The organism is Mycobacterium ahvazicum, from assembly GCF_900176255.2.
In the GTDB taxonomy this organism is placed as follows: Bacteria; Actinomycetota; Actinomycetes; order Mycobacteriales; family Mycobacteriaceae; genus Mycobacterium; species Mycobacterium ahvazicum.
Genome location: NZ_FXEG02000002.1, coordinates 2,192,347 through 2,215,685, shown reverse-complemented (window position 1 = coordinate 2,215,685; position 23,339 = coordinate 2,192,347). Strand labels below are relative to the sequence as shown.

Sequence of the window (23,339 nt, the reverse complement as noted above, 5' to 3'; positions counted from 1 at the left end):
GATCAACCCAGCATTCTTTGGGCTACCTGCTTCTGGCGAAGGGCAATCCGCTCACGCCAATCTGCCTCGGAGATCTTGCTATGAGTGAAGTAGGGAAGGGTGTCGGGTATCGCGTCGAAGTCCACCACCTCGACAGTAGGTGCGTCGGCCTGGCCCATCTCGCGGGACAACCGTTGCCAACGAAACTGTAGGTATCCGCGTCGATGACCCAGTGTCTCAACCCAATTCGTCAGCCCCGGGTTCTGCTCAGCAACCACAATGCGCATCTTGCCGTCGGGATCAACTTGCGTCTGAGCACCGTTGAGTGAGGTCTGGTGGTTGATGTAGTCAAGGGAGATGTACCACATGCTGCCCAGCTGGAAGCCCTGATAGGGGGCGTCACTGACCGGGACTGTGATGATCATGGCCTGGTCCGGGGCCAGTTCATAATGTCCGGCCGAGGAGTACTGGGTGGTCAACCCACCCGGGGTGACCCGCGGGGCGACCAGTGTGTTCACCGGAAGGTTGAGATAGAACCATTGCGGAAATTGCAGCCAGGTCTTCACCCGCTGAACCAATGCCGATGCCGCGCTGGCGAAATGCTCGTGGACGTCCGCACCGGTCGGCCGAGCTGGGGAGCTGCCGGAGGTGTCGGTGCGGTGTATGGTGATCGCCCCGCGCCGTTGGGCCCAGTCGCCGTACACTTCGCGGATCACCAGCTGCCCGGATCGTTTCGGAGTGAACCGCCATTCGAAACTGCCGTCGGGGGCGATATCGAGTTGGCGATCGTCGAAGGCCACTTCGCTTTCCGGCACGCTGTCGTCGGTGTACTCGCCGGCGAGATATTGGAAGCTCAGGTCCGTGGTGGTGCCGCGGACGCCGGCGATCACATACTCGCAACCAGCAACCATCTTGGCGCCGAAGTACAGGGTGTCGGGGTTGTCCAGGCCCATCTTGCTGAACGGACCAGTGCCCGTGAACAAAAAGGGATGGTCGAGGTCTAGGTGGAACGCTAGGTGAGTGCAGGCGACGATGCCGCCCGCCAGATATACCAGGCCCTCGGCCAGATCGGCATCGCTCTCTACATGCGGCGCTGCCGCGATCAACTGTTCAGCTTCGGCTATCGCGTCTAATAATGGTTGGGAGAACACGGTTTTGACCGTAGGTCACTGGCGTACTCCTAGCGCGCGGACCGCCCACTCTCCGGGAGGCTTTGGCGGCCAGGCTGACAAGCTCTTGCCCGCGTCACCGCCCGAGTTAGCAGCCGATGACTGGAACGGATGTACCTGTCATCGTGACCTGGTCGGCACTTGCGTTATTCTCCGGCTGCTCAACAGGTATTGGCCTAAGTCCCTCCGGCGCTGCGTGATTGGGCCGATGCACTCCTGGTTTACGCCGCCTCCGGAATGCGCTTCCTGGAGCGGTCGGTTAATGAGGGTCGTCAGATCGCTGCGCTGGTGCGCGACCTGTATGTGCGCTCACTGCACTGCTTGAGCGCAAGCGCCGTGTCATCGAAAGCTTGCTTCACCCAGCCGCCGGTGTCCGTCATGACTTGCGCTGCATGTTGTCCGAGGAATGCATCCGTGGAGTAGTAGCGGCACCCGCGGTCTCCCCTCGGCTCGATAATCTGGTCACGCCGCGCGGCGTACGGAGACTCCGCTGTCGCTCGCTGCTCCCAGGAGAGTAAACGCTGCGGGACAATCGCGCACACGTATTCGGTGTGGAGCCACGTGCCGTTAGTGCCCGAGTATTTCCCTGCGAGAACCATCTCGACCGGAGAGCCCATTGTGAGTGTTGATTTGGCAGCTACGCAAAACGGATTCCACCGTCCGTAATTGTCGAGGTCTATAAGGACGTCCCACACCACAGCCGGTGGCGCCTCGATCTCCACCGTAATGGAGCGCACTAGCGTGCTTGGGTCATACTCGGGGATTGGCAGAATCGGCATGGAACCTCGCTGATCAATGTGGAGTGAACGGCGCACCGCGCAGCGTGATAAGTCGAAATGTTGGCATGGGGCGCGCGCCCTCGGAATGCGCCTTGACCACTCAGCGGGATGGCCTTAGTTCGGCCATTAGGCGCCAGCGAATAGCTGCCGGGCGCCTGGGAAGAGTGGCTCGGGTACGAACAACTCGTGGCGCTTCGACTCCCTGCTCGAAGCCCGCGTGATCATCGAAGACCAGCCCTGTGACTACAACGACAACCGACCCACTGCGCCAACGGCGGACTCACATCAACCGGGTTCGCCCTACAGCGGACGACGACCCACCGACCCCAAGCCTCATAGCGACTAGGCACCAAACAGGTGCCACTCACCCGCCATCGACTACCGGTAGCGCCCCCGCTCGCACGGCGTCGATGATCGACTCGGTCAAAGCCGAACATGACAGGAATAGATTGCACCCGCCGTATGGGGCCAGTTGTGTAGCGGCGACGCGCTCCTCGCAGCGAGCCAGGGCTGGGGCTGTCCACTGCACGCTCGTCTGGTTCCAGCTGCTTTTGCGGACGTGCACTCGCGCTTGGCAGCGCCGACATGCCACCGGCAACATGGGCATATCGGCGAGGCGGTTGTCTTCCCTTACAGTCGGCGCCAGCGTCATCACACCGGATCTTTGGCGGTCGCCTGCGCAGCGATATTGGACTCGACCTCTTTCATCCACGCCGCGTAGGGGCGGGTGGTGTCCAGTTCAAATTCGAAGCGGTCCACCATATCTGATTGCACGTCGGCGGCGTCGACGTAGAACTGCTCATACCAGCGCCGCAGTTGGTAGACCGGACCGTCTTCTTCGACAAGGAGGGGGTTGTCGATGCGGGCCTTGTGCCGCCAGATCTGCACATCTTGCTCGAATCCGAGCTTGACGAAGTCCCCCAGGGCGATCGCGGTTTGCGTCGCGATGTCATCGGGCAGCGTCTCCGACTTCTTGACGATGATGCCGTATTGCAGCACAAAGGAATTCGCGTCGATCGGGTAGTGGCAATTGATCAAGACGGTGTGATGATCGCCCTGTTCATAGTGGTAGGTCAGGTCGTCGACCATGAAAGACGGGCCGTAGTAGGACGCCACTGATGTCGTGCCGAGTAAATGTGGGCCTTCCTCGCTGCCGAGGTCGGGTCGGCCTGCGCTGTTCATGTACTGGGTGGCCACGTGCCCTTCGAAAATATTCTTGAAATGCGTGGGCAAAGAGCCGTGAATGTAGAAAAAGTGGGCCATGTCAACGACGTTGTCGACGATTTCGCGGCAGTTGGTGTTGACCACGGTGGTATACCAGTGCCAGTCGGTCCAGTCATCGCTGGTGGCGCCCTTGATACGCGGGATCATGACCTCCGGAGCGGGCGGTTTGCGCTCCGGATCGTTCCACACGAACAACATGCCGTCTTGTTCCAGCGTGGTCCACGCCTGGGTGCGAGCCAGTTTCGGTGTGCGCTTGCTGTAGGGCACCAGCTTGCACCGACCGTCACCACCCCAGCGCCAGTCATGGAACGGGCATGCCACCTCGTTGCCTTTAACTGAGCCTTGCGAAAGATCCCCGCCCATATGGCGGCAGTAGCCGTCCAGCACGTTGACTTGCCCGTCGGCGCCACGGAACACCACCAGCTTCTGACCGAAGGCAGTAATCGCGTGCGGCTTGCCGTCGCTGAATTCTTTAATCAGGCCGAGGCAGTGCCATCCGCGGGCGAATCGCGTTGGCGCGGTATTCGCTTCGATAAGCCGAACCCCGTCGGCGTCAGGCTGGGAATTCATGGGCCTCATTCAACCCCGAGCACCGTGCGGCTGGAGAGGACGTGTTCCACTCATCAGGACGCATCTTCCTGCCAGGGGCTTTGGCCCTTTACCGTTGCCGATGTGACCACCCTGAGCACAACGATTCCCGATGGCCTTGCCGTAGCCGACACCACTGTTGACCTGCTGGTGATCGGCTCGGGAACCGGCATGGCCGCAGCGTTGGCAGCCCGGGAGCTGGGATTGTCAGTGCTGATTGTGGAGAAGTCGTCATACGTCGGCGGCTCAACTGCTCGGTCCGGTGGCGCGCTTTGGCTGCCCGCCGGGCCGGTGCTCAACCAGGCGGGCGCCAACGACACCGCCGAACGTGCCGCCACCTACTTAGACGCCGTCGTCGCCGGTTCAGCACCGCCGCTACGCTCCGCGGGTTTTTTGAACAATGTGTCTGCGACCGTCGAGCTACTAGTGCGAACCACACCGATGCGCCTGTTCTGGGCCCGCGATTACTCCGACTATCACCCGGAGGAACCCGGTGGCAGCGCCGCCGGACGTACCTGCGAGTGCCGGCCCCTGGACACGGCGATCCTGGGTGAATATCGCAGCCGGTTGCGGCCGGGGATCATGGAGACGGGTTTCGCTATCCCGACCACAGGCGCTGACTACCGCTGGCTCAATCTGGTTGCGCGTGTGCCGCGCAAAGGAATTCCGACGCTGCTGAAGCGAGTGGCTCAGGGGCTCGGTGGGCGGCTACTCGGCCGGCACTACGCCGCGGGCGGCCAAGCCCTTGCCGCGGCCCTGTTCGCCGGTGTGCTGCGCGCTCAAATCCCAGTGTGGACTGACACCACATTGCGGCGTCTGGTTGGCAGTGGTGAGCGTGTCAGCGGGGCAGTCGTCGACCATGGTGGCCGCGAGGTCACCATCACCGCCCGGCGAGGGGTAGTGCTGGCCACCGGCGGTTTTGATCACAGCATGGAGATGCGCTGGAAATTTCAGTCCGAGTCGCTGGATGCCAACGTGAGCCTGGGCGCCGATTCCAACACCGGTGAGGGCATCCGCGTGGCCCAAGAGCTGGGCGCGGACATCGCCTTGATGGATCAGGCATGGTGGTTTCCCGCGATCGCGCCGCTGCCCGGCAAGGCGCCCGCGGTGCTGCTGGCCGAACGCTCCCTTCCGGGCTGCCTGATCGTGGACCACAACGGTCAACGGTTTGCCAACGAGTCCAGCGACTACATGTCGTTCGGCCAGCGACTGCTCGAACTCGAGCAGTCGGGCAAGCCGGTCGAATCGATGTGGCTCATCTTCGATCAGCAATATCGCAACAGCTATGTCTTTGGTGCCGAACTGTTTCCGCGGATGCCGATTCCGCAGACCTGGTATGACGCCGGTATCGCAGTGCGCGCCGAGAGCCTGCGCGAACTCGGCGCACGCATGGGTGTTGCCATTCAAGAGTTCAACGAGACGATGGCGCGTTTCAACGAAAACGCCGCTGTGGGTGTGGATCCCGACTTCGGTCGGGGTCGCAGCGCCTACGATCGCTATTACGGTGACCCGACGATCGCGCCGAATGCCAACCTGCGTCCGCTAGTCGAAGGTCCGTTCTATGCGGTGAAGATGGTGCTCAGCGACCTGGGTACCTGCGGTGGTCTCAAGGCCGACGAGCGGGCGCGGGTGCTGCGTGAGGACGGCGGCGTGATCAGCGGCCTGTACGCGATCGGGAACACCGCCGCCAACGCCTTTGGCGCCACCTATCCGGGCGCGGGCGCAACGATCGCCCAGGGGTTGGTGTACGGCTATATCGCGGCCCGCGATGCAGCCGGCGCTGTTTAGTCGGCTGCGCGTTTGGCCTGAACCTGCTTTTCTATCTCACGCCAATAGCCCGGCGTGGGCCGCAGTTTGGTCGAATCACCTTTCGCCTTCTGCATGAGGGCGTCGGCTTCGTCGATGTCTTTGATCAGTTCCAGTGCAAACTCGCGTTCTGCGGCGTAATACTTGGCCGCCCAGCGCAGGGCGAGCACCGAATACGCCCAGGCCGGTTCCGCTTCGGCGCCCTCGGCATCCTCAACGGCTTTGCGGTGCCTGGCTTCGGCATAGGCCACGTGCTCCTGCAACAATTCCTTGAGCCGAGCCGGACTCGTTAGATGGCCAAACGTCACCCGCATCAGCACACTGTGCTTGAGCACCGGGGGATCCACCGGGGCGTTGTTGGTCCAATCGGTGACGGCGTCCAACCCGGCCGCGGTGATCTTGTACAGCCGTCGGGTACGGGTGCCCTCGTCGTGCTCGATGCGTGACGTCACCAGACCCAGACTTTGGAGTTTCTTCAGCTCGGTGTAGATCTGGCTATTCGACGGGCTCCAATAGTAAAGATCGACACTCCAGTCGATCCACTTCTTAAGGTCGTAGCCAGACACTTCCTCTTCGTAGGACAGCAGGCCCAGCAACGCCCAACTGGTGGCAGCAAGTGTCGCCTTAGCCTGCTTACCGTCGGGCTCACCCATTTTGCCAGATTAACAGCAGGGGTCAGAAGGCTCCGTGAACTGACCGCTGGACGGGACACCCTCTTCTGGAAGGGCTTCTCCCCGTTTCATTCTCTTAGGGGATGACCACCGAAATTGAAGAGCGGCCCGTCGAGGCGTGCCCCGCCCCTGTGGAACCCCCAATCATGACCATCACCTACCGCAGCGACCGGTTAGGCCACCTTGACAACCAGTCGCCACACAGTCGGCGAATCCAACTGCTCGGCATCCACTGTGTGGCCGACAACGCGACCCCGGCTTACCGTGTGCTGGGTGCGACAGCGACGACCCGGCCCTCCGCGCCGGGCCAGACGAAACACCGTTTTGGTTGCGCCGGCGCAGACACCTTGGATTGGAGTCCGAGATGACTGATCCCGCATCGGCATACGAGCATTTGGCTATCGCGGTTCGCAACCTGATTGACGCGACAATCCGAACCGAATTGGAGCCCGATGCTGTTGCCTCTGCCGCAGCCCAGATCGACGCCATTACAGCACGATTGAGCGCCGTACAGATGCCGGGATCGTTCGGCCAACGGAGCAGCAGCGATGGACAAAGCGCGGCTTCGGGAAATGTGGTGATCGGTCGTCGCAACCCCTCGGCTCCCCCGCTGGTGGTTCACCAGGAAAAGGACGGATCCGTCTGGGCGGAATGTGTTTTCGGCGCAGCCTACGAAGGACCGGCGGGTCATGTGCACGGCGGTGTCTGCGCGGTGATCCTCGACCACGTGCTCGGCGCCACCGCCCACAAACCGGGTCGGCCCGCTTATACCGGGACACTGACGCTGCGCTACCACCGAGGAACCCCCCTTCACAAACTTCTTCGAGCCGAGGCGTGGATCGACCGCGTGGAAGGAGTGAAGACTTTCGCCGCCGGACAGCTCAAAGACAGCGACGGCGTGACCGTTTCGGCGCAAGGGGTGTTCATTCATCCGAGGGGTTGAGCAGATACCGCGTCGACACGTTGGGCGCACAGCACTGCCCTCGTCCCCGTTCGGTTGGCTGCGCCGCTTATCGCAGCTGGATGGTGACCACATTGATGATGCTGTTGAACGGGAACGTGCCCTCGTAGGTATCGGCGGCCGGTGTCCCGCCATCGATGCCGATGTCGACTCCCTCGTCCGCGCTGAACCCGAAGGGCACCGTGCGCTCGATGCGCGCGTCACCGACGTCGAGACCGTCGAGCAGCAGCTTCGCCACCCCGCCTTTGCCTAAACCGCCACCGTCGTAGTCGAATTCGACCGAGACGGTGGCTTCGCCGGCGGGCAGAATTTCCGATGCGGTGATGGTGGTGTACGTCGACCCGAAATAGTTGTAGGTGAACGTGGGCCGCCCGTTCTGCACATACAGCGACAGCCCCGCGAAATAGCCGCCGGCTGCGAGCAGAACGCCTTCCACGGCTGTGCCGCCCGGCGTGTCGATCGTCGCGGTGATCGAATACGACCGGTTGAACGTGCTGCGAATGATGTCCTCGGGCATGCGAATAGCGCCCTGACTGAACGAGATGGAAGACCGCTGCCCCAGAATGGTGGGACGGGCACCCATCGCGCGGATCGGTCCGCGGTCATCGAGGGGAAAGACGGCGTTCTTCTCGGCTTCGGCGTCGAATAATGCCTGTAGTTCGGCGAGCTTGTCCGGATGTTCGGCGGATAGGTCGACCGCTTGGCTGTAGTCGCGGCTCAGGTCGTAGAGCTCCCAGCGGTCATCGCTGAACTCTGGCAGTGGGCTTTTCTTCCACTGGATCTTGCCGTGGTAGGTGCACGCGATCCAATTCTCGTGATAAATCCCGCGGGTGCCTTGGATCTCGAAATACTGTGTGCGGCGACGATCTTCGGCTGCGGCACTGTCGAAGGTGTACGCGATACTGAGGCCGTCGTAGGGCCTTTGGGCCACACCGTGGACAACCGTCGGCGCCGGGATGCCGGCGGCCTCCAGAATGGTGGGGGCAATGTCGATGACGTGGTGAAACTGGGAACGCAGCCCGCCCCTGTCGGTAAGTCGCTCGGGCCAGGTCACAATCATCGGGTTGCGGGTGCCGCCGAAGTGGCTGGCGAACTGCTTGGTGAATTGGAAGGGCGTGCACATCGCCCACGCGAATCCGACCGGATACTCGTTGCTTGCCTTCGGCCCGCCGAATTCGTCCATCTTCGACAGCACAACCGCGACGTCCTCCTGGAGTCCGTTCAGTGCCACCATTTCGTTGAAGACACCATCGATTCCGCCGGCCGGCGCGGCTCCGTTGTCGCCGATGATGTAGAAGAACAGCGTGTTGTCCCATTCGGACATGTCTTTGAGCGCCGCGACGATGCGCCCGATCTCGTAGTCGGTATGGGCCAAGAAGCCCGCGTAGACCTCCATGAGCCGTGAGGCGATGCGCTGCCGATCCGGCGAGATCGAGTCCCATGCGGGAATGGACTCGTGACGAGGTGTCAACTCCGCGTCCGCGGGGATTACCCCCAGCTGCTTCTGGCGAGCGAAGATCTCCTCGCGTAGCGCGTCCCAGCCCTGGACAAACTGGCCTCGGAAGGGCTCGCTCCACTCGGGTGCGACGTGGTGCGGTGCGTGGGTCGCACCGGGAGCCCAGTAGGCGAAAAACGGCCGGTCCGGTGAGATGGACCGCTGCCGGTGCACCCATTCGATCATCCGATCGGCGAGATCGGTTGTGAGGTGGTAGTTCTCGACGTCTTCGGGACGCTCGATCGGCGTCGTTCCGTGGTACAAGCCCGGATAATATTGGTGCGCTTCACCGCCCATGAACCCGTAGAACTCTTCGAAACCCATGCTCGTCGGCCACCGATCGAACGGGCCGCTGGGGCTCACTTCCCAGACCGGGGTGTTATGCCACTTTCCGAACGCCGCGGTGCTGTAGCCGTTGAGCCGCAACGTCTCGGCAACCGTGGCGGCCGATCTCGGGATGATGCTGTTATAGCCGTCGTATCCGGTGGCCCACTCGGTGATATTGCCGGTGTTCACCACATGATGATTCCGGCCCGTGAGCAATGCTGCCCGCGTCGGCGAACACAGCGCGGTGGTATGGAAGCGGTTGTACCGCAAACCTTCCCGTGCCAACGCGTCACCGGTTGGCGATGGGACCGGACCGCCGAATGTCGCGGTTGCCCCGAACCCCACATCGTCGAGCAGGACAATCACGACATTCGGTGCGCCCTGCGGCGGCCGGATGGGCGTGATCGTGGGCATCACCGAATCAGAAATCGTTCGTGCCGCTCTGCCGCCCGTCGGTGTGTCAGGGAGCGGCAGCGTGGTGCGATCGAGCTCGCTCGTAACCTCTTGCGCCATAGGATCGCACCTTATCGCTGAACCGCGCCGCGTTGCCCGGTGAACATGCCTTCGCCGGCGCGCCGTGACTGGTCACATACTGCGCTGCCACGACCGATACACGATCCGACCGACCATCGTGGGATCGGGCTCCGGTGCGGTGATCGAGGCGTCGAGGCCCGAATGATCGCCGAGGCGAAGAACTTCGCGGAGGTGGAACGCCACGTCGCCCTCGGCGTCGCTATCGGGGTGCTTGAAGTACTGGGTGTGCGCCGTCCCCGGGCGCAGCCGTTCGGGCCGGTTACCGCTGACCACGATCTCGCGGATGCCCGGTCCGAACAACGGGCGAAGTACACCGCCGAACCAGTCACCGCGGACGCTGCCTCGGCGCACCGGAAACCAGATGTTGGTCCACCGGGTCACGGCGAACGGGGACTGCGCTCCCAGCACACCGGACGCACCGTAGCTCGCCGGTCCGTTCCCGACGGTGTCGACAGGCAACGCCTCCGACCGAGGTGGGCAACTGACCACCACGCCCCTGCGGGTCAGCCCGTCGAACAACTCGCGCCGCCGCCCGTCGGAGGAGCTGAGACCGCCGAGGATCGGCGGTCGCGCTATGAACAGGTCGGCCAGCGCCATCGGGGTGCCGACAGTTACGAAATCTGTTATTCGCCAGGGATTTCCCTGCGCTCGCACGTCCTGCCACAGGCCGAACTGCATGGCCCGGAAATCGTCGAGTGCAGCCTGCGATTCGGCGTCGGCCGCCAGCCGGTCGGCAGCTTTCTCGAGGCCGCCCAACGACTTGAGGCCACCGGGGCCCTCGGCCGGTGCCGCGCGGAGTTCGTGCGTTTCGTCCCACAACGTGGTTAGGGAGTCATAGGCGATGTAGCCGCCGATGCCGTGTCCGACCACGACGATGCGTGCGTAGCGGCCTTGGTGCAGCGTGTTCAACAGGTCGACGAGCCCACCCCGGATCGCCCGCCTGGCCGCGTGAGATTCGGGCAAGGGGTCGAAGTAACGGGCGACGTTGACAAAGCCCATCGTGAGAAAGCTGCGGGTCAACGCACGCGGCGCGATGCGGAGCAAGGCCAGCCCGATGGTCACCACCACCACGCTGGTGGCGAGGCCGATGATCCATCCGGCCACCCCGGTGTGGAGGAAGTAGCCGCCCACCACAAACAGCACCGCCAGCACGGTGAGCGGGACGAGCAGAGCCAGCCAGATCAGGCGCCAGATACCAAACAACTGGTCGGGCACGTGCCGAGGTCGGCGGAGGAACACCCGCGCGAGCGCTGCCATGAATCCGGCATACCGGGGGCTCTTCATCAGAAACGACCAGTCGTACTCGAAGAGTTCGACTCCGATCGACGGCGCAACGTAGCGGCGCGCCTCGTAGGAATCCGTGATCTCGATGGGATGGGAGTAGTACTCCCAACCTTCGTCGCCCGGGCGTAACACCGTCTTGGCGAAGTCGTCGAAGGTGTCCATTGGCCGGCGCTCGCGCAGACCATGCACGAAGACCACGGCGGTACGTACTGTGGTGTCGGCGCTCAATCGTCCTCCCGGGACAGTGCACCGAGCAGGCTAACAGGTTTGCCACCGCTGGCATCTGGTGCGGACAACTCGCCGGCCGATGCGACCGGTGCAACGTGCGACACTCCCACTTTCTCGGCGACCTGCGAAATCGACGACCCACCACCGATCACCGCCAACACGGCCGCAGACCGCAGCCCGGCCACGTGCAGCAACTCCCTCATCTCGGGAGTGTCAAGGATCAACCGAAGTAGCTGTCAACCATCAGCCGAAACACTGTCAGCCATCACCCGAAACCGGGATGTTGAGCATCAACCGAGGTATCACAGCGCTGTTCAGAGTCGGTTGATGGGTGACGTTTCTGTTTCGGTTGATCCTTGACACTCGTGTTGTGTTTTAGGGTCCTGTGCTGGTGCGCATGGCCCGTTTGATTCGTACCTCGCCGGTGCTGCGGCGGGGTGAGTCCGCGGCCCCCACACGTCACCGCCACCGCCCCCGGCGACCGGCCCACCTGCTCGGCGAACACCACCGGAATCGACCCCAATGCCGGCGACGGAGCACTCAACACCGCCCGATTACCCCACCCGGCAAGCACGCTGCGTTCCCGCTCACCAATCACATCGATCGACGACAACCGCCGCCCCGGCTCATCGACCATAGCCACCAACACCTGCTGCAGTCGTCGCGCTAAGTCTGAGACGCTGAAGTTTGAAAACGGCATCCCGGAACCAGCGGCGCTGAGATCAAGGTGGTCCCCAAAACCTTGGAAAAAGAACCCGAAGTGATCTACCGGGCCGTGGCTGGTATATGTCGCCGTCGCCGGGACGCCGGCGAAGTCCAGCATGAGTCGGGACGGAATGAAATTGACTGCCAACCGATTCGATGCCTGCCGCCTGCCTGAAAGAGCGCCTTCGCCGCCGCGAGCATTCAGCGGAAACCGCTGATGTTGCAACAACTCCCGAATGCGTGAGTCGACATCCCGACAAAAATCGGCGATCGTGACGTCGGGCGCAACTTTCAAAATCAGCGGTAAAACGCCTGTGAGCATTCCGGGAAGCATTGTCGACGCCGGGGTTACTCGCCTGCTGACTGGAAAGTCGAGCGCCACATCCGGACCGTCGGCGCCCCATCCACGCACCAACAGAGCACACGCGGCGGTGATCAACGAATACCGCCGGACGCGCAAATCCTTGGAGAGGTATTTCAGTTGGCCGACGACCAACGGGTCCAGCCGAACCCGCGCTGAAGGCCGGATACTTTCTGATTCGCCAGTGGCTTTAAGTGCCCGATAGTGCGAGCCAGGATCGATTGGAAGCTTGGTCGTCCAGTAGGCCTCGTCGGCAATGAAGTCGGCGGACGCTTCGTACTCCGACTCGCAGTCGATTAGGTCCTGCAACGAACCAAAGGGGTTCGGAGGGATCGTTTGACCGGAAGCAATCGCGGAGTAGACAGTGGCGACTCGGCGGCTGACGAGCGCCATACCCAGCCCGTCCATGGCTATGTGGTGGCAACATGCGAACAGATAAAATTCATTGAGATCAGTCTGAAATAGCGCAAACTTGAAAAGGGGTCCGGTGAGCGGCATCGGTGCTCGTTGGATCGCCAACGATATCTCGTGCACTTTTTGTGCGGAATTATCCGAGTCGATCAGATTGTAAAAATCCAACGGCGTATCCGGATATTCGACAGCCCGTTGGAAAACCTGCCCATCGATCTCGAAGAAGGCGGCTCTGCCCGGTTCGGCCTCGTGCACCGCTTGGCGAATTGCCCGATGGAGATGATCGCGGTCTACCGTGCCGTCGATTCTCCCCAACAGACCGAGCTGCCACTCTGCGCCACCCTCGCCCATTTCATGTGCCAGCCATATGTCCAACTGCCCACGCGTGAGCGGCAGCGCTTCGCGATCAAGATCCATCCGAAGCCATAACTCCTGAACGGTTTTGCAGATAAATGGCCTGACCGTCGGCGGCGTGTCGCGCTCGCTTACGCTCTACACCGGTCGGGTGCCGTCCGACGCATTCCGAGAATCCGGCGCGGTAAATCATACCCAAATTAGCCGCCTAGCGCCGGTTACGGCGCCGGAGATCCTCGGCCGCACGTTGTGTTTCGATTCGTCGGGTAAGAGGACAACACAATCACCTGTGCTTGGCGACGAATCGACGAACACCGACTCCCCCTGTAGCGCCTGATCTACCTGTGTAGCCGGTCCAAACCATACTCAACCCACGGCGACCGGTCCCGGCTTTTGGAGCGCCGGGATAGTAATTCCCATACTTCGCGACCAACCTTGCGGAGAGGCACTCGGGCCGATTCATCCTGGCCCGATCACCGAACTCGCCCCAGACGGGCGAAGCCCTCGACTAGATCAGCGGCCGCCGAAGCGCTTTCAGCTGGTTTGGTCATCTGTGCGGCGACTTCACGAGCACGGGCGGTGCATTGCGGTTTGAGAATCCGGCGCAGGTCTGAAACCAACGACTCCCGGGTAGTGGTCGACAGGCGACGAGTGGTCCCCACCCTCAGACGCCTCACCTGCGCTCCCCAGATCGGTTGATCGTGTTCGGTCCACAGGACCAGCTCGGGGACACCTGCGCGCAAGCCTGCGGCCGTAGTGCCCGCGCCCCCGTGGTGGACCACCGCGCGGCAATTGGGAAACGTTTCCGCGTAATTGATCGACCCCACCACCTTGACGTGGTCAGCATGCCGGACCTGGGGGTAGTCGGTTACACCCGCACAAATCAAAGCTCGCTCGCCTAGCGATGCGCAGGCCTGGCTGATCATTTCAATTGTGGCGGCCGGAGATTCGACCGGTATGCTGCCAAACGCAAAGCAAATCGGCGGCGCTCCCGCGGCTATCCAGCCCCGCGCGTGGTCATCGGCATCCGTGACCAAATCCATCGTCAGTGCACCCACAAAAGGCCGTCGATCACCCCATTCCGCCCATTCGGCAGATAATCCAGGGAAACAAAACTCGTCGTAAGCTTGCAACTCCAGCGAACGCCGTTCGGCGATTCGCCGGTATGTGGGACTTGTTGACTTCGGCAGGCCCAGCTCACGGCGATGCGCGTCCTCGAATCCCCTGTTCACTCGCCACGAGAGCCACTTGGATACCGCCATCGCGCAGCGGATCAACGGCCCAGGCACGACTGGGAGCAGCTGCCCGTTGGGCCGGATCGGATAGTAGTGCAGGGTTGCCAGCGGAATGTGGTAGTACTCAGCGACATTCGATGCGGCTTGTTCAAAAGGAATGGTGGTGAAGAGCAGGTCGGCCCCATCGGCTAGCGATGTCAACGTCGCACACACCTCGTTCCAGCACTGGACAGACAGGGCGGAAACCTCGCGCCCCAACCTGATCAGGTCCCGGATCCTCCAGAAGCTGCGGAAAAAACACGTCCAGAACCTGCGCTGTGCGTCCATATATTCGCGCGTGTCCGTGCCGTAGGCGACCGCCGCGAGCCCAGCCGATTCGACCAGCGCAATCAGGTCGGGTGGGACGGCCATAAACACTTCGTGCCCTCTGCGCAGCAACTCGCGGCCGACGGCGGCGCAGGGCTCGATATCACCGCGAGATCCGTAGCTCGCCACCACGAATTTCATTGCAAATCCGGGCCTTTCAACTGTCACGCGCGCGTAGGCGAGGCCAATGGTACCGGTCAAAGTCCTCGGCACTGCGGCTTATAGGATGCTCGCTCCGACCGGAGCGGCAAAGCCGGGAGCGACGGACCCTCCGGGGCGAATCCACGTTGACGCCGGTGGGGTGGATGTTTCGCTGCGCCGGATCGAGGCCCGGCATGCCGGTAGCTCCAATCCTCGGATGGACCCAGGCATCCTCGTAGGGTGTTCACATGAACCGCATCAAGGCCGTGCAGAGGGCGCTGGACGGCAGGCGGCGACGCGTCTACCTCGAGATCGGCGTGTCGACCGGAACGGCGTTTCGACACATAGCCGCCGAAGAGAAGATCGCCGTCGATCCAGCCTTCGCGCTCTCGGCGCGTACCCGCGAGCGCGCTGCGGCAAAGTCATCGGCTACTCACTATTTCGAAACAAGTAGCGACGCTTTCTTCGCAAACGAAACGGCGTTCCTCGAACAGCGCGGTATCGATGTCGCTTTCATCGATGGACTCCACACCTACCGACAAGTCGTACGCGACGTTGAGAACACGCTGCGCTACTTGCGCGACGACGGTGTCATTCTCGTACACGACTGCAATCCCACGCGTGCCTCGATCGCTTGCCCCGCGGAGTCGTATGCGGATTTTCGCGCTCGGCATCGTTGGAGGGATGTTTCCCGGGGACTCACCACGTCCGGCACCTTGGCCATCCTTTGGAGCGGCGATGTCTGGAAAGCAATCGTTCTACTGCGCAGCACCCGGGGGGACCTACGGATGGCTGTGCTTGCTTGCGATTTCGGCGTAGGCGTCATACGAAGGGGAGCTCCGAGCACGCTGCTGCCCTACTCGGATGCACAAGTCGAAGCACTTCAATATGCAGATCTTGCCGCGGACCGGAACCGATTGCTCAACCTGAAGCCACCCGCCTACCTCGACGAATTTCTTAATTCTGAATGCTGACAATACTTTCCTGCCGCCGGATACCTACCTACACACCTCACGACTGAGTTCGCCTGTCTACAAGGAGATTCCCGATCAGCGAACCCACCTGGAGCGGGCGAAATTCTCAACAAGATCGGCGGTGGCCGCAGCGCTGTCTGCGGGCTTGGTCATCGTTGAAGCGAATTCGCGAGCCCGTGTTCGGTATTTCGACGCAAGAATGGTGTCCAGGTCCGAGACCAGCGATTCCTGAGTAGTTGTGGAAAGACGCCGCCCCCTGCCCAACTTCAGCCGCTTGATCCGAGCCGCCCAAATTGCTTGATCGGGCAACGTCCACAGAATCAGCGTGGGGAGACCTGCGCGCAGACCCGCGTTCGTGGTGCCCGCGCCCCCGTGGTGAACGACGGCGCGGCAGGCGGGCAGGACCGTCGCGTAGTTCATGGCGTCGACCACCTTGATGTGGTCGAACTGCGAGACGCTTCTGAAGTCGGTCCCCGCTTCCGAAATCAGCGCCCGCTCACCCAAATGCGCGCACGCTGTGGCAATCATGGCGAGGGTGTCGGCAGCGGATTCAACCGCAGCGCTGCCAAACGCGAAGCAAATCGGCGGCCGTCCCGAGGCGATCCACGACATGACGTCGGCGTCGGCGTCCGTGGGCAACTCCAAGGTCAGCGCGCCAACGAACGGCCGCTGGTTGTTCCACTTCGACCACTCGGCTGCCAGTCCCGGATAGCAGGCCGCGTCGTACGCCTGAATTTCCAGCGATCCCCGTTCGGCGATCCGCCGCGTCCACGGGCTTGTGGCTGCCGGCAGACCTAGGTCATGGCGCTGCGCGGCGTCGGCCTGCTTCGATCCGCGCCACAATAACCACTCGTAGACCGTCATCCCGGCGCGACCCAAGGGTGTAGGCACGAAAGGAACCATCGTCCCGTTGATCCGCCAGGGGAAGTGGTGGAGCGTAGCCAACGGAATCCCGCAGTGCTCTGCGACGTTCGCGGCCGTGTCTTCGTAGTTCATGCCGGTCACCAGCAGGTCGGCCCCATCTGCCAACGACGTCAGCGTCCTGCTGACCTCCGCCCGGCATTGGGTAAGCGGTTCCACAACTTGCCGCCACATCCTGTCCAGCTTCCGAAGCTTCCAAGGGTTGGCGAACCAGTAGGTCCAGTAGTCGCGGTGCGGGTCCAGGATGACCCTCAATTCGGGCCCGTAAGCGACCCCAGCCGGACCGATCGACTCGACGAAGTCGACCATCTCCGGCGCGACAGCCATCGTCACGTCGTGTCCGCGCCTCAGTAGCTCACGGCCGACAGTGAGGTAGGGCTCGACCTCGCCGCGCGTCCCCCAATTTGCGAGCACAAATTTCATCGCGGATCTTGACCCTTCAGTTCCCCTGGCACATCGTCGGATTGGAAGCGGCGGTGCAGCGCCCGCGGCTCAGGCGACCGCAGCATAACCGGACGCCCGCTGTCGTTTCAGAGTTGCACTCGCTCGCGGAATCCGACTATCCAACTTTGGGCTAGTCGATCGGTCGCGCCGACCAACTAACCATTCGGTTGTACATCCAGCCTGGATCCCGAGCGCCAGGCTTGTGCAACAACTAGCAAGACCTGCACGACTTGAGTAACACGGAAACGGACCTTCGCCGTCCATGAGTGTCTAGGCTCTGGCACAACCGGGAATGGGAGGCCGGGGGCAGCAGCGATGCGTCGGCGCAGGGCGCGACAACCGAAAGTTTGAACACGCAATGAGATTTGTGTTGGCAAGCTATGGAACTCGGGGTGACATAGAGCCGTCGATTGTTGTTGGCTGCGAACTGCAGCGTCGAGGGCATGGCGTCTCCATCGCAGTCCCGCCCGACCTAGTTGGCTTCGCGGAATCGGCAGGGCTTACCGCGATGCCCTACGGATCGGAGACGCGGGCGTGGCTGGATATGTTCCGAAGCTTTTTCACGTCCCGAGTCAACGCGTTCGGCAGCGTTCGGGAGAAATCGGAGTGGGCACGTCAACTGTGGGAGATCAGTACCCAGGCCTGGGTGCAGATGAACGAGACGCTGACATCGCTGGCGTACGGAGCCGACCTGGTGCTCGCCGGGCAGACGTACCAGGAGATCGCCGCCAATGTGGCGGAATATCATAGCCTTCCGTTGGTCACGCTGCACCACGTCCCGATGCGGCCCAACGGCCAGGTGGTGGCGATCGTGCCGGCCCCGGCCTCGCGTCTCGCGCTGACGGTGCACGACTGGTTGTGGTGGCGCGCGATCAAGAGAGTCGAGAATGCTCAGCGCAGCAAACTCGGCCTAGCCAAGGCAACGTGCGGCTCTCCGCAGCGAATTGCCGAGTGGGGATCTTTGGAGATTCAGGCGTACGACGAGGTTGTCTTTCCGGGCCTGGCAGCCGAATGGGCAAAATGGCAGCCTCAACGGCCCTTCGTGGGAGCACTGACGTTGGAATTGGCGACGAGCGCCGACGAGGAAGCCGCATCATGGATAGCTGCGGGAACACCGCCCATTTTCTTTGGCTTCGGCAGCATGCCAGTGGACTCTCCGGTCGACACGATCGAAATGATCAGCGGCGCCTGCGCACAGCTGAGTGAACGCGCTCTGATCTGCACCGGCCGAAGCAACTTCGACCGCATCCCGCATTCCGATCACGTCAAGGTGGTCGACGAGGTGAATTACGCGTCCATTTTTCCTGCCTGCCGCGCTGCCGTGCACCACGGCGGGTCGGGCACCACAGCGGCAAGTCTGCGAGCCGGAATACCGACGTTGATCCTCTCCGTCGACGTTAATCAGATGATCTGGGGAGCTCAGGTGAAACGACGCCTGAAGGTGGGCACACACCGTCGCCTAGCGGGCACCACCCGTGAATCGCTCGTCACAGACCTGCGCCGGATCCTGGCACCTGAGTACGCAATCCGAGCTCGCGAGCTTGCCAGCCGGATGACGACTGCCGCCCAAAGCGCCGCCAAGGCGGCAGATCTGGCCGAAAATTTCGCCGGTGTGGGGCGGCTAGTCTAGTCAGAATCTTGTCGCTACGTGCGTGACTTCGCCGCAGCCGGCGGGAAGGGGTTGACCTGTGTCGGGCTGACAGGATTTGAACCTGCGACCACTTGACCCCCAGTGTCGTCGAAGGGGTCCGTATGTGTTCGCCGGTGTCCCGTTCAGCGAGGTCACACACGTTTCGAGGACGCCGACGGACGATGGTGGATGTCCCCGAATCGGGTGCCGTTGCTATCCGCGTTGCTATCCATGACGACGAGTAGGCGGGCTGTGCCGCAAGGCGACTCGTCGCGTCGGCCAGGCGTGACGCCCTCCTCAGCACGTCGACGGGCGGCGTCGAGGCACTCGTGCATCCCATTCGCCAACTAACCGTAGTGGTCGTTTGGTATGCCATCAATTCGGCCTTACCCATGACTCCGACAACGCCGGGCAATGAAGCCGTCACCGTGCCCTCTGCAACACCAGGGCGTTCCCAGTGAACTGTTCGGTGTCAACAGTCTGGCCTCGGTTCCTCGACCTCATCGAAGGGAAAGAGCTTCTCGCACAGCCAAAGTAGGCCCGTGTCATCGACCGTTGCGGCTATGCCGCGAAAGCACCGATCTACAGAGAATTCGCTGCGAAAGTCGCCACACGGGTCGGGTTCGGAACCAGTGGGGCGGTCGAAGACGACCACCGAGAGCTTCCAGCCCAATGAGTTGGTCATGAACCCCAACCCCGCTCGCTGAGCACGGATCGCCTCCGTATTCGGCCAATAGGGGTCGCCGTCGTAGCTGACGAAGACGTCCACGTGGATGACGCGCCCTTCGCCGGGTATCGGCAGAAGACCTCTCATGGTCGCCTTCTCCTTCGGCCAGTCGGAACCGTGCGCAGGAGGCGCTCCGGCAACGAACGCGTCGTGTCCCGCACTGAAACGCACTATGTGATCGACGTGCTCGCTCACCCCCCGACCAGTGAACAGGTAGGGCAAGTCGCTGGTGTCGGTGAGCCAGCGCCCACCAGCACGGGTCGCCCTTGCGGCGCGATCGGGATTCGTTCTCTCAACGTCGAAGCGGAAGTGCTCTCGGCCTGGGTGCTGGGCGTCGGGCCCATGGATGCTGACCTTGGCTCCCTGGATGGCCGGGTTCATCGACTTGATGTAGAACGACGTCGTCGTCCACTCGATCAGCCAGTGCCAGCCGTCTATGGCGGAGCCGTCGTCGGTGGCTGCCAGGAACTCGATGGCACGGTGCTCCTCCAGCCCCGGATATCGCAAGCCCTCAGCAATCGCTCGCTCCCACTCGGTCGCAGCCTTGGCGGCCTCACCCATGTCGGCCTGCTCGGTCATGCGCGTGTGTCCCATGTCCAATCGCCCAGGTTTTCCAGAAGCGCGATTCTGTCGGCGGGCATGGCACCCTTGCGATAGGTGCCGCGCTGTGTGCTGACCCATGTTCCGAGTGGATAGTCGTCCGGGGCCTTGTATGTCTGCAAGACGCGAGTGGTGCCGTTCGCTCCGTAATACTCCTGGAGCTTCCCGAACCCCTCCGGCCACTTGGTGGCTCGGGTGTCCCAGACCCAGCCGGTGAGATCACTCAGACGCTGCACGCGTTCGGCCAGAAGGGCGTTCTTACTGTACTTAAATCGCTGGGTGGCAATCCAAGCTCCGAGGGCGTACTCATCGTCCGCTACGTGGTTTTGCGGAACCGCGGCGTGACCGTTGACCTTGGCGTATTCCTGCGCGTGCCGGAAACCCTCTTCCCAGAGATCAGCGAGGGGGTCCCAGGTCCATTCAGGTATGTCTTGAAGCCGTTGCTGACGGTCTGCTTCTAGGGTTCCTCGGGTGCGTTCCTGACGCTGAACGGTGACCCACTGGCCCAGGCGATAGTCGTCCTCGGTCTTAAAGGCAGCCTTGATGCGGGCGTGACCATTGACCTTGATGTACTCCAGAAGGCGACCGAAGCCCTCCTCCCATTGGTCTTCGCCGACGTTCCACGACCAGCCCGGCAGATCGCTTAGCCGTTGTTCTCGGTCGGGAGGAAGGTCCCCTTTGGCACGCCAGGCTCGTTGTTTAATTGCCCATCTGCCCAGTCGGACGCCGTCGACCTCGTCAGACGCACGAACGCGAGCATGGCCATTGGCCCTGACGTACTCCAGAAGTAGGCGAAAGGCCACTTCCCACTGGTCGGCCTTGACTGCCCATGACCATCCTGGCAGTTCCTTTAGTCGCTGCTCACGGTCGGATCGGAGTACACCTCGGGCGCGTCTAGCGCGCTGTTTCGCGGCCCACGTACCAAGCGGGTAGCCGTCGAAGGTGTACGACTTCGGGATGCTGGCATGACCGTTCTCACTGACGTAGCGCAGGAGTCGGCTGAACCATTCCTCCCATTGATCACCTTTGGGGTCCCATGTCCACTCCGGGATCTTGTTGAGCCGGTCTCGGTACTCGGCGGGAAGAGTGCCATCGTCAACCCTGCTGCGCTGCCTTACAACCCATCGTCCGAGCGCGTCGGAGTTAGGTGCAAGTGCGTGGCCGTTCTCTTCTATGAACTGCTTCAGCAGCTCGAACATCCTCTCCCACCGGTCGTTACGCGGCTCCCAACTCCAGTCCCCCAAGTTGCTCAGTAGCTCGGCGCGATCCGCGAGAAGTCTGTTCTTCTGGTAGAGGAAACGTTGCTTCTGGCTCCATCTATCGAGCAGATTGCCCTGTGGCAGACCACGAGTCGTGCCGGTGTCCTCGTAGTGCTTCTGCAGCAACCCAAACCACTCCATCCAGGGAGCGGTGACGCTGTTTACAAGTCGAGTGTCGAAGGCCCGTGCGAAGTCGACGGTGATGTGGGTGGGCAGGTCGAGGTGAATCTTCTCCGGCAGAACCGGTTGACCACCGCCGCGCAAGCCCATACCTCGCCTCAATGCATCGAGCTGATCGGCCAACTCCTCGTCATGTAGTCGCAGAGCCTTGACGATCTCCCAGACTGTCTTGAACGACGAGTCGTCCAGAACGGTCTCGTGGTCCTCGCGGCTGCTCACGAAGACCGGGATCACGATTGTGCCGACGGTCTTGTCGGGGGCCAACCTGATGGCACGACCGACGGCCTGCACGATGTCGACCTCGGACCGTTTCGGGTCGATGAAGACCACGCCGTCCAGAGTGGGCACGTCGACACCCTCGGTTAGGCAGCGTGCGTTGGACAGCAGCCCGCGGTGGTCGGTGTCGATGTTGCCGAGTTCGCGCAGCCGCATCGCACGTTGGCGGGCGGACATCTCGCCCGAGACATAGCTCGCCCACACTTCACCGGTGGGGCGTTGGTCACCAGGCATCCAGGAGATCACCTCGGCCAACGATCCAGAGAACTTCCGCGCACCAATGACCCTTGAATGGAAGCTAATGGCCCGGCGCAGGTCGTAGTGCCTCATCGCCTTGCCGAGGCCGACCTGTGCGGCCAGCGTGCGGGCGTCGGTGTTCCTGATGCCTTCGGAGCGAACGAATCTGGCCTTGTCGGCCATCTCGTGGCAATCGGCCTCATCGACGCCGATCACGACGACCTGGTAGTCGGTGAGCAGGCCGCGTCCAATGGCTTCGGAGAACGGCAAGCGGTGAAACACAGGACCGTAGATGGCCTCGTTGTCCATCGAGGCGACCGCGAAGTCGAACGCCGACGCCTCGCCGATCACTCGCCCGGTGAAGTAGCGCGGGGTCGCAGTCATGAACAGCCGCCGCGTCGCCGGGATCTTCGCGTCGTCGAGAACGGTGGCGAACACCGAGGTCCTGAGTCCCGTGGTGCGGTGCGCCTCATCGGCAACGACGAGATCGAAGGGGGCCACCCCGTCTAGCGCGCACGCGGCGGCGACTTCCGGCGATGACTGGTAGGTGGCGAACACCACCTGGGGACCTGCCGTGCGCAGGAAGTCGGCGATCTTGACAGGATCGGTGGTAACCCGGTCGCCCAACTCGCTGGCGCTGTTTATCGTCGAGTCCGCAACGGTCTCATCCGAGCACACCGGCAGGTACTCGAAGGCCACCTTTGCGTTGGCCGTCCACTCGATCAGCGTCTGGCTCAGCAGTGACAGCGACGGGGCAAGCACGAGTGTGCGGGCGACCCCCAGCTTCTCCTTGACGAACAGAGCCGTCAGGGTCTTACCCGTCCCACAGGCCATGATCAATTGCCCGCGGTCGGACTCGTTGAATCCATCCACCACCGCATTCATCGCTTCGCCCTGATACGCCCACTGGCCTTCTGGTCGCTTCGGCGGCAGCGGCGCGGCCACAAGATCCGATAGTAAGGCGGGCCAGTTGACCTGTGCGGCAACCATCTTCGACAGGCCGAGGAACGTCACTGGCTTCTCCTGGCTGTCAATCACCCGCTCGGCGTTCTCACCCAGGTGGTCGGTCGTGGCGATCAGCAGCCGGTAGTCGATCAACTTGCGTCCGGACTCGGTCAAGAAGGTGTCCACATCGGCCTTCTTGATCCAGTAGTTAGCCTCGTATGCCTTGGCTTGGATCGCCCAGATGCGCCCCTCGTTGTCTTTTGCAATGAGGTCGATGCCGTTGTCAGGCCCCCAGTTGTCGGGCCAGTCGTCCCACAGCCACACCTGGGCCAGGTGCCTAAAGCGCGGGTCGTTCTCCAGGAACCACATGCAGATGGCTTCGAACTGGTCGCCCTTGCGCTTCTTGCTTTCGGGGTCGAGTTGGGCCAACAGGTTGGTCAAGGTGCCTGTCACTTCTGTCACCTGCCGAATCGGTTGCCGCCCCACCATCTCTCCTCTTCTCATTGTCGATGGCCTTGGTACCAACCT

17 protein-coding genes and 1 pseudogene are annotated in these 23,339 nt (G+C 62.3%); 5 read left to right on the top strand and 13 right to left on the bottom strand.

Translation table 11 applies throughout. From position 1 onward, the window contains the following. Window positions 1–2 precede the first annotated feature (2 nt). Window positions 3–1,130 (bottom strand): hypothetical protein, encoded by a 1,128-nt coding sequence (locus MAAFP003_RS12570; RefSeq protein WP_096287379.1) that lies wholly within the window; start codon window positions 1,128–1,130, stop codon window positions 3–5. Between the two features lie 290 nt (window positions 1,131–1,420). Beyond that, complete coding sequence (locus MAAFP003_RS12565; protein WP_096287377.1) at window positions 1,421–1,927, bottom strand: SRPBCC domain-containing protein; 507 nt, start codon at window positions 1,925–1,927, stop codon at window positions 1,421–1,423. Window positions 1,928–2,108: 181 nt separating this feature from the next. Here MAAFP003_RS12565 and MAAFP003_RS29590 point away from each other — a divergent pair. Beyond that, window positions 2,109–2,266, top strand: a pseudogene (locus MAAFP003_RS29590) (integrase core domain-containing protein); the annotation flags it as partial. Between the two features lie 25 nt (window positions 2,267–2,291). Here the strand turns inward: MAAFP003_RS29590 and MAAFP003_RS29585 are convergent. Next, entirely contained in the window at window positions 2,292–2,579 is a 288-nt protein-coding gene (locus MAAFP003_RS29585) for a ferredoxin (RefSeq protein ID WP_096287375.1), read from the bottom strand. Further along, entirely contained in the window at window positions 2,579–3,721 is a 1,143-nt protein-coding gene (locus MAAFP003_RS12555) for a 3-ketosteroid-9-alpha-monooxygenase, oxygenase component (protein ID WP_096287373.1), read from the bottom strand. The genes MAAFP003_RS29585 and MAAFP003_RS12555 overlap by 1 nt, the downstream gene beginning before the upstream one ends. A gap of 102 nt (window positions 3,722–3,823) precedes the next feature. Here MAAFP003_RS12555 and MAAFP003_RS12550 point away from each other — a divergent pair, with 102 nt between their 5' ends. After that, a complete protein-coding gene (locus MAAFP003_RS12550; protein ID WP_096287371.1) occupies window positions 3,824–5,527 on the top strand; it encodes a 3-ketosteroid-delta-1-dehydrogenase in 1,704 nt (567 codons plus the stop codon). On the opposite strand, the gene MAAFP003_RS12545 is transcribed toward MAAFP003_RS12550, so the two are convergent. After that, the gene (locus MAAFP003_RS12545; protein WP_096287369.1) at window positions 5,524–6,198 is read right to left on the bottom strand and encodes a PadR family transcriptional regulator; all 675 of its coding nucleotides are present in this window, start codon (window positions 6,196–6,198) and stop codon (window positions 5,524–5,526) included. The two genes, MAAFP003_RS12550 and MAAFP003_RS12545, sit on opposite strands and share 4 nt — an antisense overlap. A 382-nt stretch (window positions 6,199–6,580) precedes the next feature. Here MAAFP003_RS12545 and MAAFP003_RS12540 point away from each other — a divergent pair, with 382 nt between their 5' ends. Beyond that, entirely contained in the window at window positions 6,581–7,159 is a 579-nt protein-coding gene (locus tag MAAFP003_RS12540; protein WP_096291089.1) for a PaaI family thioesterase, read from the top strand. A gap of 67 nt (window positions 7,160–7,226) precedes the next feature. Here MAAFP003_RS12540 and MAAFP003_RS12535 read toward each other — a convergent pair whose 3' ends face one another. The 5 genes from MAAFP003_RS12535 to MAAFP003_RS12515 form a co-directional block, all read right to left on the bottom strand. Further along, window positions 7,227–9,413: an arylsulfatase gene (locus MAAFP003_RS12535; RefSeq protein ID WP_243393893.1), complete on the bottom strand. Its 2,187-nt coding sequence runs from the start codon at window positions 9,411–9,413 to the stop codon at window positions 7,227–7,229. Window positions 9,414–9,584: 171 nt separating this feature from the next. Next, window positions 9,585–11,045, bottom strand: a complete 1,461-nt coding sequence (locus tag MAAFP003_RS12530; RefSeq protein WP_096287365.1) for a hypothetical protein — start codon at window positions 11,043–11,045, stop codon at window positions 9,585–9,587. Next, window positions 11,042–11,248 carry a hypothetical protein gene (locus tag MAAFP003_RS12525; RefSeq protein ID WP_096287363.1) on the bottom strand — a complete coding sequence of 69 codons (207 nt, stop codon included), beginning with the start codon at window positions 11,246–11,248 and terminating at the stop codon, window positions 11,042–11,044. Before MAAFP003_RS12525 ends, MAAFP003_RS12530 begins: the two co-directional genes overlap by 4 nt. Window positions 11,249–11,310: 62 nt before the next feature. Beyond that, the gene (locus MAAFP003_RS12520; RefSeq protein WP_096287361.1) at window positions 11,311–12,939 is read right to left on the bottom strand and encodes a condensation domain-containing protein; all 1,629 of its coding nucleotides are present in this window, start codon (window positions 12,937–12,939) and stop codon (window positions 11,311–11,313) included. 410 nt (window positions 12,940–13,349) lie between these two features. Then, a complete protein-coding gene (locus MAAFP003_RS12515) occupies window positions 13,350–14,618 on the bottom strand; it encodes a glycosyltransferase (RefSeq protein ID WP_096287359.1) in 1,269 nt (422 codons plus the stop codon). A 248-nt stretch (window positions 14,619–14,866) separates the two neighbouring features. Between MAAFP003_RS12515 and MAAFP003_RS12510 the strand changes: the two genes are divergently transcribed. Next, a complete protein-coding gene (locus tag MAAFP003_RS12510; protein WP_096287357.1) occupies window positions 14,867–15,592 on the top strand; it encodes a class I SAM-dependent methyltransferase in 726 nt (241 codons plus the stop codon). A gap of 75 nt (window positions 15,593–15,667) precedes the next feature. Here MAAFP003_RS12510 and MAAFP003_RS12505 read toward each other — a convergent pair whose 3' ends face one another. Further along, a complete protein-coding gene (locus MAAFP003_RS12505; protein ID WP_096287355.1) occupies window positions 15,668–16,936 on the bottom strand; it encodes a glycosyltransferase in 1,269 nt (422 codons plus the stop codon). A gap of 379 nt (window positions 16,937–17,315) precedes the next feature. Between MAAFP003_RS12505 and MAAFP003_RS12500 the strand changes: the two genes are divergently transcribed. Then, complete coding sequence (locus MAAFP003_RS12500) at window positions 17,316–18,587, top strand: glycosyltransferase (RefSeq protein ID WP_165796361.1); 1,272 nt, start codon at window positions 17,316–17,318, stop codon at window positions 18,585–18,587. Between the two features lie 472 nt (window positions 18,588–19,059). Here MAAFP003_RS12500 and MAAFP003_RS12495 read toward each other — a convergent pair whose 3' ends face one another. Further along, window positions 19,060–19,875, bottom strand: a complete 816-nt coding sequence (locus tag MAAFP003_RS12495) for a hypothetical protein (RefSeq protein WP_133160854.1) — start codon at window positions 19,873–19,875, stop codon at window positions 19,060–19,062. Between the two features lie 14 nt (window positions 19,876–19,889). Continuing rightward, window positions 19,890–23,264: a DEAD/DEAH box helicase gene (locus tag MAAFP003_RS12490; RefSeq protein WP_243393892.1), complete on the bottom strand. Its 3,375-nt coding sequence runs from the start codon at window positions 23,262–23,264 to the stop codon at window positions 19,890–19,892. Window positions 23,265–23,339 lie beyond the last annotated feature (75 nt).

What these genes read in the sequence shown, in the direction of transcription:
- MAAFP003_RS12565 (WP_096287377.1), bottom strand. Translation starts at nt 1,927, where the DNA reads ATGCCGATTCTGCCAATCCCCGAGTATGACCCAAGCACGCTAGTGCGC.
- MAAFP003_RS29585 (WP_096287375.1), bottom strand. Translation starts at nt 2,579, where the DNA reads ATGACGCTGGCGCCGACTGTAAGGGAAGACAACCGCCTCGCCGATATG.
- MAAFP003_RS12555 (WP_096287373.1), bottom strand. Translation starts at nt 3,721, where the DNA reads ATGAATTCCCAGCCTGACGCCGACGGGGTTCGGCTTATCGAAGCGAAT.
- MAAFP003_RS12545 (WP_096287369.1), bottom strand. Translation starts at nt 6,198, where the DNA reads ATGGGTGAGCCCGACGGTAAGCAGGCTAAGGCGACACTTGCTGCCACC.
- MAAFP003_RS12540 (WP_096291089.1), top strand. Translation starts at nt 6,581, where the DNA reads ATGACTGATCCCGCATCGGCATACGAGCATTTGGCTATCGCGGTTCGC.
- MAAFP003_RS12535 (WP_243393893.1), bottom strand. Translation starts at nt 9,413, where the DNA reads ATGCCCACGATCACGCCCATCCGGCCGCCGCAGGGCGCACCGAATGTC.
- MAAFP003_RS12525 (WP_096287363.1), bottom strand. Translation starts at nt 11,248, where the DNA reads ATGAGGGAGTTGCTGCACGTGGCCGGGCTGCGGTCTGCGGCCGTGTTG.
- MAAFP003_RS12520 (WP_096287361.1), bottom strand. Translation starts at nt 12,939, where the DNA reads ATGGATCTTGATCGCGAAGCGCTGCCGCTCACGCGTGGGCAGTTGGAC.
- MAAFP003_RS12515 (WP_096287359.1), bottom strand. Translation starts at nt 14,618, where the DNA reads ATGAAATTCGTGGTGGCGAGCTACGGATCTCGCGGTGATATCGAGCCC.
- MAAFP003_RS12510 (WP_096287357.1), top strand. Translation starts at nt 14,867, where the DNA reads ATGAACCGCATCAAGGCCGTGCAGAGGGCGCTGGACGGCAGGCGGCGA.
- MAAFP003_RS12505 (WP_096287355.1), bottom strand. Translation starts at nt 16,936, where the DNA reads ATGAAATTTGTGCTCGCAAATTGGGGGACGCGCGGCGAGGTCGAGCCC.
- MAAFP003_RS12500 (WP_165796361.1), top strand. Translation starts at nt 17,316, where the DNA reads ATGAGATTTGTGTTGGCAAGCTATGGAACTCGGGGTGACATAGAGCCG.
- MAAFP003_RS12495 (WP_133160854.1), bottom strand. Translation starts at nt 19,875, where the DNA reads ATGGGTGAGGCCGCCAAGGCTGCGACCGAGTGGGAGCGAGCGATTGCT.